Below are 14,458 nucleotides of genomic sequence, written 5' to 3'. Positions count from 1 at the left end.
TGGGCTATAAAAAACGGTTAAGGGCAGATAGGCGCTGCTTGGAGCGGATAAAACGGATAAAAACAGATAAACAAGTTAGTATGAGTTGTCTTAATTAAACCTAATACTAAACCGAACGCTGTCCTTCGCTGTCCTTCATTGCCTCAGATCAACATCTTATTTCTTACCGACCCCTTTACCGGTACCGTCATATATTTGTATTGTGCGTATGCGTAAAATAGGAATCAGTATCGATTATTTATAAGGGTTTATGGAATGTCTAACTTGTTAATGGCTGGGAAAAAAGTACTTGTTGTTGGTATCGCTAATGATAAAAGTATCGCTTATGGCTGCGCGAAGGTTTTGAAAGCCCAGGGTGCGGAGTTGGCCATTACTTATCTTAATGATAAAGCTGAGCGCTTTGTGCGCCCTTTAGCAGAGGAGCTTGAGGCGGATATTTTTATGCCACTAGATGTTTCCGTACCTGAACAGATGGATGCTTTGTTCTCTGAGATTTGGTCGAAATGGGGTGAGTTAGACGGTGTGATTCACTCTTTAGCTTTCTGTCCGTTGGAGGATCTGCATGCCCCTATTTCTGAATGTTCACGTACCGGCTTCTTACAGGCTATGGACATTTCATGCTATTCATTTATTGATATGGCAGCGCGTGCCAAAGGGCTTATGAAAAATGGTGGTTCGCTAATTAACTTCTCTTACCTCGGTAGTGCCTTGGCTACAGGTGACTACAATATTATGGGTTGTGCTAAAGCGGCCCTAGAGGCTGCAACTCGTTATTTAGCACGTGACCTTGGTCCTCAGGGGATTCGTGTTAACTCTATTTCACCAGGAACTATAGCGACGCGCGCTGCCGGAGGAATCAAAGACTTTGATGCTATGCTACAGCACAATGAAGAGATGGCTTGTGACGGTAAATTACCGACAATCGAAGAAGTGGGTAACTCTTGCCTTTACTTTATGTCGCCGCTCTCTGAGGGGGTAACGGGTCAAATCCATTACGTTGACCATGGTGTTTGTATTGTAGGTTGATCTTATTCCGTCTAGCAGTTCTTACATTAGCAGCTAGGCGGAGCTTCTTCTTTATGGCTTTGGTTCTGTTGATGAATGAGCGATCAATAAGCTGTGGTGTTATAAGATAACTTTTTTCTCTCTTATATCTGATAAAACAATGCTGTAGGGCAGCTTATTCATATAGATTCTGTTAAGTTATTCCTTATATGGCCGACACGGTTACTGAATGTTTACTTAATCATTAATCTTGGGTTTTTCGATTGAAACGACCGTTTAAGCTCGGTAGATTTGTTGTAAGAGAATTAAGCGAATAGTGCAGGAGTTAACGCTTGCTTTCATTTCTTAAGAAAAAGTCTGCGGTAAACGGTTTAACTTCCCTCGTTATCAATAAGGGAGGCGTTTCTTTTGCGCATGTTCGAGATGGTAATACTCAGCCAGAACTCGTCTGCTGTGAATACAGCGCATCGACTAACCCTTTAGTTGAGCCCAAACGTTTCAGAGATTTGATAGAAGCAAATAACCTTCTGGGTACGAAAACTTCATTAGTTTTACCGGAATCTAGCTATCAGATCCATCTTGTAGAGCGCCCTGAAGTGCCAGACGAAGAGCTTACTGAAGCTTTACGTTGGCGACTCAAAGATTTGATTACCTTCGATGTCGAACAAGCCGTAATTGACTATATTGACCTACCAGAAGACGCCTATCGAAGCCGCAGCCGTATGGTTTATGCAATAGCTGCCGAACAGGCCAAGGTAGATCTATGGGTTGATTGGTGCAGTGAAATAGGTTTGGATATAACTGCAGTCGATGTGCCTGAGTTGGCTTTGCTTAACTTAACGGAAGATCTTGCTGATAGTGAATCTGGTTTAGCTGTATTCAATATCGGTGAAGAGGGCAGTTCGATTAACCTTCTCTCTGATAGCGCTTTATATTTCACTCGTAATCTTAGCTACAGCCATACGCCAGCCCCTGAAAACGCTTCAGCTGCTGTGCTGGAGCTTCAGCGTTCTCTTGATTATTACGAAAGCCAAGTAGGTAAACCACCTTGTGTGCGCTTACTTGTGATGCCCATGCAAGCGGATGAATCGCCGCTAATGAACGAATTACGATATAGCCTAGCGCTTGATATTCACTCATTAGATCTCAATAACCTTATTTCATCCGAGATAGACCTTACTGAGTCTCTCCAAAATCAGGCTACTGTCGCTATTGCTGCGGCGTTACGCACTGAATTTGCTATAACTGAGGTGGTTAAGTGAAACAACGAATTAACCTCTATAACCCTCACAAATCAAAAAAGAAATTTGAGCTCTTAAGCCTGCAAGGTAGCGTCACAGTTGCTTTAGCAGTCATTGCGGTTGTTCTGTTATGTGGACTCGGTTTGAACTGGTATGCATCTGAACAGGAAAGCACGTTCGCTAAACTGCAACAGGACAAAGTTAAGATCGACGAAGCAGTCGCTACAGAGCAAGCGCGCTTTAGTAATCTTCAAGTACAGCCAGAAATTTTGGCTGAACAGCAACGTTTAAAAGATGAGATTGCTGCACGGAAAGCGTTACAAAGTTTATTGCATAAAGTGCAACCAGCTCAGAGTGTTAATTTCTCGTCTTATCTCTATGCCCTGGCTGATGCTTCATTAACGGAAAGTTGGTTAAGTCAGTTCGTACTTGATAATAATAACCGTAGTTTTACTTTGGGTGGTGGTGCTGTCGATGGCCCGTCAGTTGCTTCCATGATTGAATCGATTGCTAGTACTGAAGAATTCCAAGGTATGAATGTTAATACGCTAACTGTAAACGCTGAAGGTAGTGGTGTGCGCTTTGATGCTTTAGCGGAGTTGCGCAGTTATGAATAAACACTGGCAGGAGTGGGACAGTAAATGGAATGAGCTAACGGCACGTGAACGTATCATGTTGCTTATAGTTGGCTTAGTAGCCCCTTTAGCATTGATCTTTGTGTTCTTAATCGAGCCTGCAATGATCGTATTACAAAAGGTGCCAAGTAAAATCGAAGCTATGCAAACCAGCATCGATGCTCAAGATCGAGTTTTACAGCTGCTAAAGAGTCAGGAACCGAAAGATCCTAACGTCGAGGCAAGAGCTGAGCTAAAACGTTTGCGTACTCAGTTATCTGAGGCTAATCAGGATATTAAGCGTGCTGCTACCAACCTTGTTTCGCCTGATCAGATGCTGACTTTGTTAAGATCAGTATTAGCCAATGAACAAGGTATTGCGCTTGTGAGTGCCAAAAGCCTACCTGTTGTAGCTAAACAGTTAAATGAAACGCCAGTTGATGCTGACAAAGATACCAAGCCTGTGGGTCCGCAAGCTGTAATCTTTATTCATCCATTTGAATTAGAGCTGGAAGGCACTTATCAGGGTTTATATGACTATTTGCAGAAAATGGAACAGCTAGATGGTGTGTTCTTTTGGGATACATTGGAATACAAAGTTGACGAGTATCCTACTGCAAAAGTGAAGATCAAAGTTCATACCTTAAGCTCTGAAGCGGGGTGGTTAGGTGCCTAAATTAGTCATTTTATTAATTACACTGCTTGGTAGTAGTCCGAGTTATGCCGAGCGTTTACCTGCCGATCCAACAAAGCCGTTGGCTTCTCATGTGGCGATCGGTGACATCAAAAAACCTGAGCAAGGATATGTGCTTAGTTCTTTGATTGTTGGAAAACGAACTCCCTCTGCGATTATTAATGGTCAACGTGTGCAGAAGGGTGATCTGGTTGATGGTGCCGAAGTTGTCGAAATCAACCGTACAGGAGTTAAGTTGAACACTGGAAGTGAATATCAGATGATCTCTTTAGCTGAACGAAAAGGCTTCAGCAAAGTTAAGAGTGGGAAATAGGCTAGAAATAATGATGAAACGTATTTTCAATGCTCTTGCGATGGGCAGTGTTCTTGTCTTAAGCGGCTGCCAAACGCTTCCGCCTGTTGCAGGCACGACCACTAAACAGGTGGGTGAATCCGCGATTGAAGAAGCAATTGAAGAGAATAAAAAAGCGGTTACTGCTGCACCTCCGCCACCATCTCTTGTTCCAGCGCTTTTACCGCCACTTAACCTACAAAATAGTCAGGCTTCTAACGAAGAGCGTTTTGATATTACAGCTGAGGCTTTACCAGCAAAAGATTTTTTCATGGGGCTGGTACAAGGTACGCCTTATAACATGATCGTTCATGAAGCGGTTGGCGGTAGCATCTCGCTTGAATTGAAAAATGTAAGTGTTGCTGAAGTTATGCAAGCTGTTCAGCGTGTCTACGGTTATGAATTCGAACGCACAGGTAATCTTTATCAAGTGTTGCCTGCTTCTCTACAAACTGAATTGTTCCAGATTAACTATTTAGACATTCAGCGTGATGGCACATCTGATACTCAAGTAAGTGCTGGTTCTGTGAGCACTTCAGGTGAAAACTCTAGTACCGAGGAAGTGATTGGTACTCGCATTAGTACCAAAACATCGACTAATTTCTGGGGTAATCTAAAAAGTACGCTAGAGACTATTGTTGCCGGTGAAGGTCGCAAGGTCGTGGTAACTCCGCAGACAGGCGTTGTGGTAGTCCGTGCTCTTCCAAGCGAACTTTCTACTGTGCGCGAATATCTAGCTCAGGCTGAATTGATTTTGCATCGTCAGGTAGTAATTGAAGCGAAAATATTAGAAGTAACGTTGAATAATGGTTTCCAAGCGGGTGTTAACTGGTCCGTTTTAGGTAAACCGGGGCAAGGTAATACTGCCCTGTTTAGCCAGTCTTCAGTTGGATTGAATAATGATGATGGAATCGGCGGTATCTTCAAAGCTGATCTGAGTATTGGTGATTTCACTGCTGTAATTGAGTTATTGGGTAGTCAAGGTGATGTACAGGTGCTGTCGAGCCCACGTGTATCAACCGTCAACAATCAGAAAGCTGTGATCAAAGTCGGTACTGATGAATTCTTTGTGACTGAAGTTGAAAATACGACTACGACAGGTACGAGTACAACATCGTCTCCGAGTATTGAACTGACGCCTTTCTTCTCTGGTATTGCGTTGGATGTAACCCCGCAGATCAGTGCCAGTGGCGATATAGTTTTACATATTCACCCAACTGTTTCGGAAGTGGTAGATCAGCAGAAACAGATCAGCGTGGGTACTGATGATTTCAATATCCCATTGGCTCTAAGCTCTATTCGCGAGTCGGACAGTATTGTCCGTGCAGAGAGTGGCCAGGTGATCGTGATCGGCGGTTTGATGAAGTCTACTGATAGTGATCTACGTGCTAAAACGCCAGGTTTAGGTGATCTTCCGGGTGTGGGTAACTTGTTTAAGCAAAAACGCCAAGCAGGAAGTAAAACTGAACTTGTGATTATGTTACGGCCTGTCTTAGCAAACCATGATAATTTGCAGAATGAGCTAAAACGCAGTTTGCGATCTTTCCAGAGCCTGCAACCTACACCAGCAATGTAATAGGAGTGCTGGATGTACACTGAACATTTTGGTCTGAGTGAACTGCCGTTCACTCTAACGCCAAATACGCATTTCTTTTTAAATATGCCGACGCATCACGAAGCGTTGAACTTAATTATGGTCGCCCTGGCAGGGGGAGATGGCTTTGTAAAAGTGGTTGGCGAAGTTGGTACTGGTAAAACCCTGCTGTGCCGTAAGCTGCTGAATGCGCTGGAAGGAGACGAATATGTTACGGCTTATATTCCGAACCCCTATTTAAGCCCTGATGAATTCCGTAAAAGCTTTGCTAAAGAAATAGGGCTTGAAGTCTCAGATTTAGAGCACTTCGATTTATTAGATGCTATTAACCACAGACTGATTGAGCTAGCACAAGCGAAACTTAAGGTTGTCCTATTAGTGGATGAAGCGCAAGCAATTCCAGAAGAAACAGTTGAGGCGCTGAGGTTGCTAACCAATCTGGAAACTGAATCGGCAAAGCTATTCCAAGTTGTCCTTTTCGGCCAACCTGAATTGGATGACTTACTAAGTAAGAAGTCCTTGAGGCAACTTTTGCAGCGTATTACGTTCAGTTATCAACTCAGTCACCTCGATCATGAGGCAGTTGAACATTATATAAATCAACGTATTCAACGTGCAGGGTTTAAAGGCATGTCGTTATTTAAACACGACGCAGCTCGAAAAATTGCCCAAGCTTCGTGTGGTACGCCTAGGTTGATCAATATATTAAGCCATAAAGCATTAATGGCAGCTTATGGAAAAGGCGATCTTAAAGTAGATGGAAACCACGTTTCCAGAGCAATTGAAGATACCGAGGGAGTTTCAATACCGAGAAACCCTAAGGTGTTGGTTTGGGGAAGTATTGGCTTGCTGTTCACTGTAACAATCATCTTTGTTTATTTAGGTATTCACAAGTGAGTCTAGTCAATGACATGCTCAGAGATTTGGAGCAACGCAATAAGCGCCCAGTAAGTATTGATGGAAATCAGTCTAGTATTAAAGCTGCCCATTATGTCGAGGAGCATAAACCTAATAACCTGCTGCGAATACTGCTATGGATAATCGGAGCGAGTGCGTTGTTAATGACTGCTTGGCTGCTTTGGCAAGATCAGTCGTCCTCGCCTGCTGTGGTAAGTAAAGAGGTTCAACCAGTTCTATCTTCTAAAGGAACGACAGATCTGCCTGTAACACCAGAGGTTGCACCAACTCCAGCTTTGACTGTTGTTGCAGAGCCTACAGTGGAACCTGTTGAGTCAAGTCGAGCTGTTATTACAGAGATAAAGTGGGCTGGAACAGAGCAGGGTGGCGATCTTGTCGTTCGCCTAGATGGTGCTGCTGATGTCCAAGTGGTCAGTCAAAATGAAAATGTAATCGTTATCGCTTTTGACGATGCGATCTTACAGACCGCAGTACCTCTTATCAGTAACGGCTTAGTGCAGCGTGTCGACCTTAATACCGAATCTGATCGTGCTCTACTAGCAGTTACAACCCAAAGAGAAAGTCAGTTTGCCTTCCGTGTCCAACAATCACCAACAACACTTGTTTTGGGTGTTGTGGCTAAAGAGCCAAGTGTTAAACCTGTGGAAAGGGTTACTTTGACTTCAGAGGTTTCTAAAAATAGCTCTTCGGTAGAGCAGCCTGAAATACCTGAACGAGTAGAAGAGGTTGTCAAAAAGCGTAACGGGATTAGGTCGGGAGAAGAGTTGCAAGTTGCCCATCCAAACGATGCGATGGTAGAAAAGAGTCGACCAAGTAAACCCGTCACTAAAGCAACGGCTAAACTGTCGGATCAGCAATCTGCGGATCGGGCTAAGCGTTTGATAAATGAAGGTAAGTTGGCAGACGCAGAAACGTTGCTGCTGAAAAGTATAGAGGAGCAGACATCTAAATCTTTGGCTTCAAGGCGTTTATTAGCGGCGCTATATTTGTCGACTAACAATCAGTCCAAAGCAGAGCGTTTATTGTCTGATAGTTTGGCGTTAAATCCATTAGATGCTGCTTTGCGCAAGCTACAGGCTCGTATTTGGTTAACTTCAGGTCAGCAGGCTCAAGCGGTTTCCTTACTGGAAAAAGATAAGCCGGTGTTGCAGCAAGATACAGAGTTCTATGAGTTATTGGCTAGTGCCTACCAGCAGGACGGTAAATTCACAAAAGCTGCTCAAAGTTACTATCAGCTTTTGCAATTGAACAATCAGGTTCCTCGTTGGTGGATTGGATTAGGTTATGCTTTTGAGCAGTCTCAGCGTTTCCAAAATGCGCGTAATGCTTATCGAAGCGCAATGAAGATTCCATCGATCGATAGTAGTTTGAAACAATATGCACAACAGCGTATTCAGGCGCTGTCTGGGCGCTAGGAGGAAGGGGTTGCATGGCTGCACCTAAAATGAAAATCCGAATTGGTGACTTGCTAGTTCAGAACGGTGTTATTACCGAACCACAGTTGATGGAAGCTTTAGGTCGCCAAAAAGAAACGCGGCAAAAGCTGGGTAAAACGCTTGTTACCATGGGATATGTACAGGAACAGCAGTTTCTTGAGTTCCTGTCGCAGCAGCTTAATATTCCTCTGGTTGATCTAACCCATTACTCCTTTAATCAAGAAGATGTGCTGCGTCTGCCTGAAACTCAGGCTCGTCGATTCCGTGCCTTAGTATTAAAAGAAGATGTTGATCACTTCTTGGTGGGTATGTCCGACCCTATGGATATCTTCGCGTTTGACGAGTTGCAAAGAGCTTTGCCAAAGCCTATTGAACAAGCGGTGGTATCAGAAGCTCAGTTACTGCAATCGATGGATCTGCTTTATCGTAAAACCAGCGATATTGAAGACCTAGCTGATCAGTTAAACGAAGAGATCGCCGATGATGCTTTCGATCTTGCCGCGCTTACCGCAACTGATGAAGTAGATGTTCCGGTTGTTAAACTGCTGAAAAGTCTATTTGAAGATGCCGTGCAGGTTGGTGCTTCCGATATTCATATTGAGCCGGACGAAAGCGTATTGCGTATCCGTCAGCGTGTTGATGGCGTTTTGCATGAGCACGTAATGAAAGAGAAACGTATCTCTTCTGCATTGGTACTCCGATTAAAGCTAATGGCGTCTCTGAATATTTCGGAGAAGCGTCTACCGCAAGATGGTCGCTTCAACATCAATGTCTCCGGTCATAGTGTTGATGTACGTATCTCGACGTTACCAATTCAGTTCGGTGAGTCGGTAGTAATGCGTCTACTAGATCAATCCGGCGGAATTATCGGTTTAGATAAGGTTGGCTTACCTGATCATATGCTGCCGCGTTTACGTAAGATGATAAATGAGCCTCATGGCATCTTATTGGTAACTGGCCCTACCGGTAGTGGTAAGACAACAACACTGTATGGCGCATTGAATGAACTAAACAGCCATCAGAAAAAGATCATTACCGTAGAAGATCCGGTCGAGTACCGCTTGCCACGTATTAATCAGGTCCAGGTGCAGCCGAATATAGGTTTGGATTTCTCCACTGTATTGCGTGCAACCTTGCGTCAGGACCCTGACATTCTTCTGGTAGGTGAAATTCGAGATAAAGAGACCGCTGAGATTGCGTTGCGAGCGGCGATGACAGGTCACTTTGTACTATCGACCTTACACACCAATGATGCCGTATCCAGTGCCATGCGTTTGACAGATATTGGTATTGAGGGCTATCTGGCAGCGTCTGCGCTAAATGGCATTCTAGCGCAGCGCTTGGTTCGGAAAATCTGTGAGAACTGTAGCCAACACTACCATCCAACCGGTCAAGAGCAACTTTGGCTAAACGAACGCCAAGAAGAGCTCGGTTTAGATGATATTGAACTAAAAAAAGGCCGCGGTTGTACTTACTGTAACAATACGGGCTACAAAGGCCGAACCGGTATTTTTGAGCTGTTAGAGATCAATGATGCCATGGCTGATGCCTTAAGGCGTGATGATAGTGCAGCCTTCACTGTGGCTGCGAAAACAGATCCTCACTATAAACCGCTCGTTTATAGCGCACTAGATCTGGCTATAGCGGGTGTGACTTCTCTAGATGAAGTATTCCGTGTGACGGAGCAGTTGGATGAATCGATGTATCTTGATGCTCCATCTGTGGAAGAAGCACCAGCACAACCTAGTTCCGGTTTTGAACTGGAATAAGCGAGCGAGATAAACCTATGGCGATCTACAGTTATCGTGGACGAAACCGTGAAGGCGTTGAAGTCAATGGCCAGCTTGAAGCTGGTTCATCGGCTTTGGCTGCATCGCAGTTAAGTGTCGATGGCATCATTCCAATTACGATTAAAGTCGCTGAAAAGGTCGTTGAGAAAAAGGGTAGTAAAGGGGTCCAGATTAAACTATTCCAGAAGATCTCTCTGGATGAATTGATCATGTTTAGTCGGCAGATGTACAGCTTAACCAAAGCCGGCGTGCCAATTACTCGAGCAATGCGTGGTTTGGCTAATACTGTGACAAACCCTTTGCTGACAGAAACACTCTCGCAGTTGGCGGATGATCTTGAAAAGGGCCATGCACTGTCTTCGGCCTTAGCCAAACACCCTAAGGTCTTTAATGAGCTGTATATCAGCATGATCCATGTAGGTGAAAATACCGGTCAGTTGGATGATGCATTTAGGCAGATGGCTGCTTACTTAGAATTGGAAAGACAGACAGTTAAAAATATTAAACAAGCGACTCGTTATCCGTTGTTTGTCTTGATTGCTATCACTGCGGCTGTTGCCATTATCAATATCTTTGTTATCCCAGCTTTTAAATCTGTATTCGAAAGCTTCGGTGGTGAAATTCCTTGGCAGACACAAGCGTTGATTACGCTCTCTGATTTTACGGTGAATTGGTGGTACGCCATTCTAATCGGCATCGTTTTGAGTGTATTTTCCTTCTACCGGTGGAAGCAAACTGAAAAAGGCCACATGACCTGGGATCGGAGAAAACTGAAGTTTCCCATTGTTGGGCCGATATTCTACAGAGTCATACTAGGGAGATTTTCTCGTACCTTCAGTATCGTATTGAAAGCAGGTGTGCCTATTGAGCAAGGTTTGTCGATCGTTGCTAACGCTGTTGGTAATCGCCATATAGGCAAAAAAGTGGCTGGTATGCGTTTAGGTATTGAACGAGGTGAATCTTTTACCCAAACCGCTCTTCAGACTGAAATGTTCAGTCCATTGGTAATGCAGATGTTAGCGGTTGGTGAAGAGACCGGTCGAGTAGACCAGATGCTTGAAGAGGCCGCTGGGTTTTACGAACAGGAAGTAGAGTACGATCTTAAGAACTTAACCAGTGCTATTGAGCCTATTTTAATTATCGCTATAGGGGCAATGGTGCTGGTATTGGCCTTAGGTGTGTTCCTGCCATTGTGGGAGTTAAGCACTACCATTAATGGTTAGGGAGGATAAAAATTGCAACGGAGATGTAGTGGTTTTTCGTTATTGGAACTAACCGTTTCAATTTTTATCATAACAGTGCTGATGGCATTTGCACTGCAACGATTGGAATTATTGATCGAAGATGTAGAGCGAGTATCTTTCGAAGGTAGTCGAGATAATATCCAGGCGCAGATAACGCTTAAAGTAGCTTATTGGTTTGCTGAGCAACAGGCAGTTTCTCCAGAGGAGATAGCTAATCAAAATCCTGTGGATTTGATACAACATAAACCATCAAATTACGCAGGAGAGCTTTCGTTTAGTGAGTTGCATAATGCTGCTGGAGAACATTGGTACTTTGTAACTGATAAACGTTGGTTGGTTTACAAGGCTAAGCGGATAGACAATTTAGAAAACGAATTTATGCAGGTTGATTTGATCCCTTTCAAGATCGAGGTGGGTCTTCAGGATAATAGAGTGGCTGAAGGTTTAGCAACAGAAGCGAAGCTAAAGCCGTTATATAAATTTTATTGGCAAGCAGATTAGCTATACAAAGGTGAGCTAATTTGTTAGAAATCAAATAATTACAAACTTAAACCCAAGGGCAAAGAGTTCCATGAAAAAGCAAGCAGGTTTTACAATCATTGAATTAGTTGTAGTAATTGCTCTACTAGGTATTTTGGCAGCGGTTGCTTTACCGCGTTTTATTAATGTAACTGACGATGCTCATAATGCTGCAGTTAAAGGTGCTGCAGGAGGCTTCGCAGCTGGTGTGGCTTTGGCTAAGGCAAAAGCAGTGGTGGAAAATGCTGCATCTGGAGCTAATGTTTCGCTAGATGGTGATGCAGTAGTCTCAGTCAATGGTTTTGGCTATCCAACGGGTGCATCAGGTGCAGGTGCTACAATTGACAGTGCAACTGAATGTGTGGCTGTTTGGGATAATGTATTGCAGGGCAGCAGACCTACGGCATCAAGTGCTACAGCAAATGGTGTGGATTATGTAGCCGCAGCAACAGATACAGAAACTTGTACATTTACTTACCGTGTTGATGCACCTTCAGGCGCGAATCGTTTAATCACATACGAAGCAGATTCTGGTAGTGTGTCTGTTACTGGTGCCGACGAGTAATTAGTTATTCCCTATGAGCAGTACCGGTCCTGATCTATCTAGGCAATGCTGCTCTAAATCTCGCCAGCGTGGTTTTACGTTGGTCGAGATTGTTGTCGTTATCATCCTGCTGGGTATTCTCTCGGCTGTTGCTATCCCTCGAATTGGTAATGTTGCTCGCTACGATGAACTCGCGCTTCGCAGTGCCATTATGGGTTCGTTACGTTTGGCGCAAAAAGCTGCTTTAGCGCAGCATGCATCTTCCGTTTATTGGGTGTTAGAACGCTCGTCTGATACACAATGGCAGATCTCTTTGCTGATTGACTCTGACACTTCTGATGCAACGCCACCAACCAGTATTACCCCTCCTCAACTCAATGCTGAGATCACAGCGGATACGGTTTTATCCTATAACGCGTCTCTCGTATCGGGCACTGAGTCAGGTAGTTTGTCTTCGGGGCAAAACCTAGTGGTGATGTATAACCAGCTGGGCGATATGATCCGAGTTGATAACAATGTTGTATTGAGTTCGGCTGCGAGTTTTCCTGATGACAGCCAAAAGGTTGATAGCAGTCTGCAATTTACCGATGACAATGGCGACTACTGCCTTTCACTGACAGGGTATACCTATGAAACGACCTGTCGCTGAACGAGGCTTCTCGCTAGTTGAAGTAGTCATCACTATTGTGATTATTGCTATCGCTCTCACAGCAGCGATAGCAGGTTGGGGCACCATTGCCCGCCATAGTGCTGATGTCATGTGGCAAACCAAAGTGTCCTACCTTGGGCAGGCTTACCTCGAAGAAATTTTGTCACGCCGATACGATGAACTTACCCCTTTAGGCGGCAGCCCTCCTTGTGACCCTTGTACACCCGAAGCGCAGTTTGGCGTGAATGCTGGTGAGCCAATTACCAGTAAAGATGGTGAATCTCGGGAAGAGTTTGATGATGTCGATGACTATCATGGCTTAACAGAGAGCGCGGTTGGTTTATTCAATGCGCTTGTGACGCCGGGTGGTATTCAGTCTTATGAAGGCTATGAAGTCTCTGTTCAGGTGACTTATGTCGGTAGCAGCTATTTCTCAGGTTCTGACTCTGAGTTAGTCAAACAAGTGATCGTCACCGTTACACCTCCAGCCAATACAGGGCAGAGTCCCGTGGTGTTCAGTGCTTTGCGAGGTAACTACTGATGCGTCGTCAAAGCGGTTTTACACTGGTTGAATTAATTGTCGTTATCACCTTGTTGGGGATCATCTCTCTGGTAACCGTCGGCTTTATTACTTCAACCATGCAAGGCTATGCGGATCTGACACGGCGTGATCAGCTTTCATCTGCGGCACGTGTGGCTGTTGAGCGTATGGCGCGTGAGATCAGAAACGCCCTGCCTAATAGTATCCGTGTTGGCGATTCAGGAAATTGCTTAGAGTTTATACCTGCCTTGGCGGCCTCTCGCTATATTTCTGTGCCGCTAACGGCTGTTTCGGCATCGTCAGCATTTAGCTCTGTGCCGTTTGCTACATCACCTGATCTTGGTCGTGTGGCTGTATACCCTATAGATACTAATACCGTGGATGAACCCGGCAGGCCTGCAGGGCAAAATCCTATTTATGATTTGGATAGCTGGTCTATTATCTCTCCTATGATCAGTGCCAGCAGTGCATTGGCGTCAGGATCGGGCACTGTGGATGTATTATTAACATCTACCCATCATTTCCCCACAGACTCACCTTCAAAACGTTACTTTATCGTTGATGAGCCGGTGAGTTTTTGTGTCGTAGGGAGTGATCTTTATCGTTTTCAGGGGGTAAGCGGTAGTGCGTACACTTATGCGATTACCCAGCCTACAGGCGCAACTTTATTTGCCAATCTATCAGAGCCACAGGAAGCGTTGTTAGCCAGTGATGTTGTAAGCCCTGCGGATAACGATGCCTTTACCTATAGTGAAGCGACTTTACTGCGTAACGGCATTGTCCTGTTTGATCTGTTTGTAGAGGATCAGGTACTAACTAGCAGGGATACAACGCAGGAAAGTATCCGCGTTCAATTTGAGGTGCAGGTGAGAAATGTCCCATAAACTGCCTGTAGTTGCGTTGAGATCTAAACAGCGAGGGCTGGGACTTATTTCGGCTATCTTCGTGATCACCGTGTTAGCGGTCATCATTGCCGGTATGAGCCGTTTCTTTGCGCTTAGCCAAGATGTGACTGCTCAAGAATTTCTTGGCGCTAGGGCGATTACAGCAGCGCAAACGGGGATAGAGTTAGAACTAACCTGTTTAGGTAACGGCGCATCTGGCTGTGTGGCTTCGGCTGTAGTTGGAAGCCCGCCAACACAAGTCGACTACTGGCCAGGGCCCGCCGCTAGCGACACCTTTAATATCAATGGCCTTCAAGGCTGCCGATCCGAAGTATTTTATCGCACAGTGACATCGTCAGAAGGTGATTTTTGGACAATCGATAGTACGGGATACTGTGGTGGTAGTGGCTTGGATGGTGCTTCGAGGAAGGTCGTGATCAGAGCTGCCCAGTAA

At 44.7% G+C, this 14,458-nt stretch carries 16 protein-coding genes and 1 pseudogene; all 17 read left to right on the top strand.

From position 1 onward, the window contains the following. The first annotated feature begins 255 nt into the window (after positions 1-255). Positions 256-1,026, top strand: coding sequence for an enoyl-ACP reductase FabI (gene fabI / locus ACMXYW_RS16195; RefSeq protein WP_415904703.1), 771 nt, complete (start codon positions 256-258; stop codon positions 1,024-1,026). A gap of 311 nt (positions 1,027-1,337) precedes the next feature. Further along, complete coding sequence (pilM, locus tag ACMXYW_RS16190; RefSeq protein WP_415904702.1) at positions 1,338-2,267, top strand: pilus assembly protein PilM; 930 nt, start codon at positions 1,338-1,340, stop codon at positions 2,265-2,267. Then, complete coding sequence (locus ACMXYW_RS16185; protein ID WP_415904701.1) at positions 2,264-2,863, top strand: hypothetical protein; 600 nt, start codon at positions 2,264-2,266, stop codon at positions 2,861-2,863. The genes pilM and ACMXYW_RS16185 overlap by 4 nt, the downstream gene beginning before the upstream one ends. Then, positions 2,856-3,536: a hypothetical protein gene (locus tag ACMXYW_RS16180; protein ID WP_415904700.1), complete on the top strand. Its 681-nt coding sequence runs from the start codon at positions 2,856-2,858 to the stop codon at positions 3,534-3,536. Before ACMXYW_RS16185 ends, ACMXYW_RS16180 begins: the two co-directional genes overlap by 8 nt. Then, the gene (locus ACMXYW_RS16175) at positions 3,529-3,867 is read left to right on the top strand and encodes a hypothetical protein (RefSeq protein WP_415904699.1); all 339 of its coding nucleotides are present in this window, start codon (positions 3,529-3,531) and stop codon (positions 3,865-3,867) included. The genes ACMXYW_RS16180 and ACMXYW_RS16175 overlap by 8 nt, the downstream gene beginning before the upstream one ends. A 10-nt stretch (positions 3,868-3,877) precedes the next feature. Continuing rightward, on the top strand, positions 3,878-5,461 hold the full coding sequence (gene mshL / locus ACMXYW_RS16170) for a pilus (MSHA type) biogenesis protein MshL (protein WP_415904698.1): 1,584 nt from the start codon (positions 3,878-3,880) through the stop codon (positions 5,459-5,461). A gap of 12 nt (positions 5,462-5,473) precedes the next feature. Further along, complete coding sequence (locus ACMXYW_RS16165) at positions 5,474-6,376, top strand: ExeA family protein (RefSeq protein ID WP_415904697.1); 903 nt, start codon at positions 5,474-5,476, stop codon at positions 6,374-6,376. Further along, positions 6,373-7,812, top strand: coding sequence for a hypothetical protein (locus tag ACMXYW_RS16160; protein ID WP_415904696.1), 1,440 nt, complete (start codon positions 6,373-6,375; stop codon positions 7,810-7,812). Before ACMXYW_RS16165 ends, ACMXYW_RS16160 begins: the two co-directional genes overlap by 4 nt. A 14-nt stretch (positions 7,813-7,826) precedes the next feature. Then, positions 7,827-9,602, top strand: a complete 1,776-nt coding sequence (locus ACMXYW_RS16155; RefSeq protein WP_415904695.1) for a GspE/PulE family protein — start codon at positions 7,827-7,829, stop codon at positions 9,600-9,602. A gap of 17 nt (positions 9,603-9,619) precedes the next feature. Further along, positions 9,620-10,846 (top strand): type II secretion system F family protein, encoded by a 1,227-nt coding sequence (locus tag ACMXYW_RS16150; RefSeq protein ID WP_415904694.1) that lies wholly within the window; start codon positions 9,620-9,622, stop codon positions 10,844-10,846. Positions 10,847-10,858: 12 nt separating this feature from the next. Next, positions 10,859-10,912 (top strand): annotated as a pseudogene (locus ACMXYW_RS16145) (hypothetical protein); the annotation flags it as partial. A gap of 15 nt (positions 10,913-10,927) precedes the next feature. Beyond that, on the top strand, positions 10,928-11,368 hold the full coding sequence (locus ACMXYW_RS16140; RefSeq protein WP_415905900.1) for a hypothetical protein: 441 nt from the start codon (positions 10,928-10,930) through the stop codon (positions 11,366-11,368). 70 nt (positions 11,369-11,438) lie between these two features. Beyond that, positions 11,439-11,951 carry a type II secretion system protein gene (locus ACMXYW_RS16135; RefSeq protein WP_415904693.1) on the top strand — a complete coding sequence of 171 codons (513 nt, stop codon included), beginning with the start codon at positions 11,439-11,441 and terminating at the stop codon, positions 11,949-11,951. Between the two features lie 13 nt (positions 11,952-11,964). Continuing rightward, entirely contained in the window at positions 11,965-12,579 is a 615-nt protein-coding gene (locus ACMXYW_RS16130; RefSeq protein WP_415904692.1) for a Tfp pilus assembly protein FimT/FimU, read from the top strand. Continuing rightward, entirely contained in the window at positions 12,560-13,120 is a 561-nt protein-coding gene (locus ACMXYW_RS16125) for a prepilin-type N-terminal cleavage/methylation domain-containing protein (RefSeq protein ID WP_415904691.1), read from the top strand. Before ACMXYW_RS16130 ends, ACMXYW_RS16125 begins: the two co-directional genes overlap by 20 nt. After that, positions 13,120-14,004 (top strand): type II secretion system protein J, encoded by an 885-nt coding sequence (locus ACMXYW_RS16120; protein ID WP_415904690.1) that lies wholly within the window; start codon positions 13,120-13,122, stop codon positions 14,002-14,004. Before ACMXYW_RS16125 ends, ACMXYW_RS16120 begins: the two co-directional genes overlap by 1 nt. After that, positions 13,994-14,458, top strand: a complete 465-nt coding sequence (locus ACMXYW_RS16115) for a hypothetical protein (protein ID WP_415904689.1) — start codon at positions 13,994-13,996, stop codon at positions 14,456-14,458. Before ACMXYW_RS16120 ends, ACMXYW_RS16115 begins: the two co-directional genes overlap by 11 nt.

Origin of the sequence: Neptuniibacter sp. QD48_55 (assembly GCF_047778115.1) — a bacterium.
GTDB lineage: Bacteria > Pseudomonadota > Gammaproteobacteria > Pseudomonadales > Balneatricaceae > Neptuniibacter.
The sequence above is the reverse complement of the archived record's forward strand: the minus strand, read 5'-3'. Positions and strand labels throughout refer to the sequence as shown.

Coding starts and splice junctions, on each gene's coding strand:
- fabI (WP_415904703.1), top strand. CDS start 256: ATGTCTAACTTGTTAATGGCTGGGAAAAAAGTACTTGTTGTTGGTATC.
- ACMXYW_RS16135 (WP_415904693.1), top strand. CDS start 11,439: ATGAAAAAGCAAGCAGGTTTTACAATCATTGAATTAGTTGTAGTAATT.
- ACMXYW_RS16140 (WP_415905900.1), top strand. CDS start 10,928: ATGGCATTTGCACTGCAACGATTGGAATTATTGATCGAAGATGTAGAG.
- mshL (WP_415904698.1), top strand. CDS start 3,878: ATGATGAAACGTATTTTCAATGCTCTTGCGATGGGCAGTGTTCTTGTC.
- ACMXYW_RS16165 (WP_415904697.1), top strand. CDS start 5,474: ATGTACACTGAACATTTTGGTCTGAGTGAACTGCCGTTCACTCTAACG.
- ACMXYW_RS16120 (WP_415904690.1), top strand. CDS start 13,120: ATGCGTCGTCAAAGCGGTTTTACACTGGTTGAATTAATTGTCGTTATC.
- ACMXYW_RS16130 (WP_415904692.1), top strand. CDS start 11,965: ATGAGCAGTACCGGTCCTGATCTATCTAGGCAATGCTGCTCTAAATCT.
- ACMXYW_RS16125 (WP_415904691.1), top strand. CDS start 12,560: ATGAAACGACCTGTCGCTGAACGAGGCTTCTCGCTAGTTGAAGTAGTC.
- ACMXYW_RS16155 (WP_415904695.1), top strand. CDS start 7,827: ATGGCTGCACCTAAAATGAAAATCCGAATTGGTGACTTGCTAGTTCAG.
- ACMXYW_RS16150 (WP_415904694.1), top strand. CDS start 9,620: ATGGCGATCTACAGTTATCGTGGACGAAACCGTGAAGGCGTTGAAGTC.
- ACMXYW_RS16115 (WP_415904689.1), top strand. CDS start 13,994: ATGTCCCATAAACTGCCTGTAGTTGCGTTGAGATCTAAACAGCGAGGG.
- ACMXYW_RS16180 (WP_415904700.1), top strand. CDS start 2,856: ATGAATAAACACTGGCAGGAGTGGGACAGTAAATGGAATGAGCTAACG.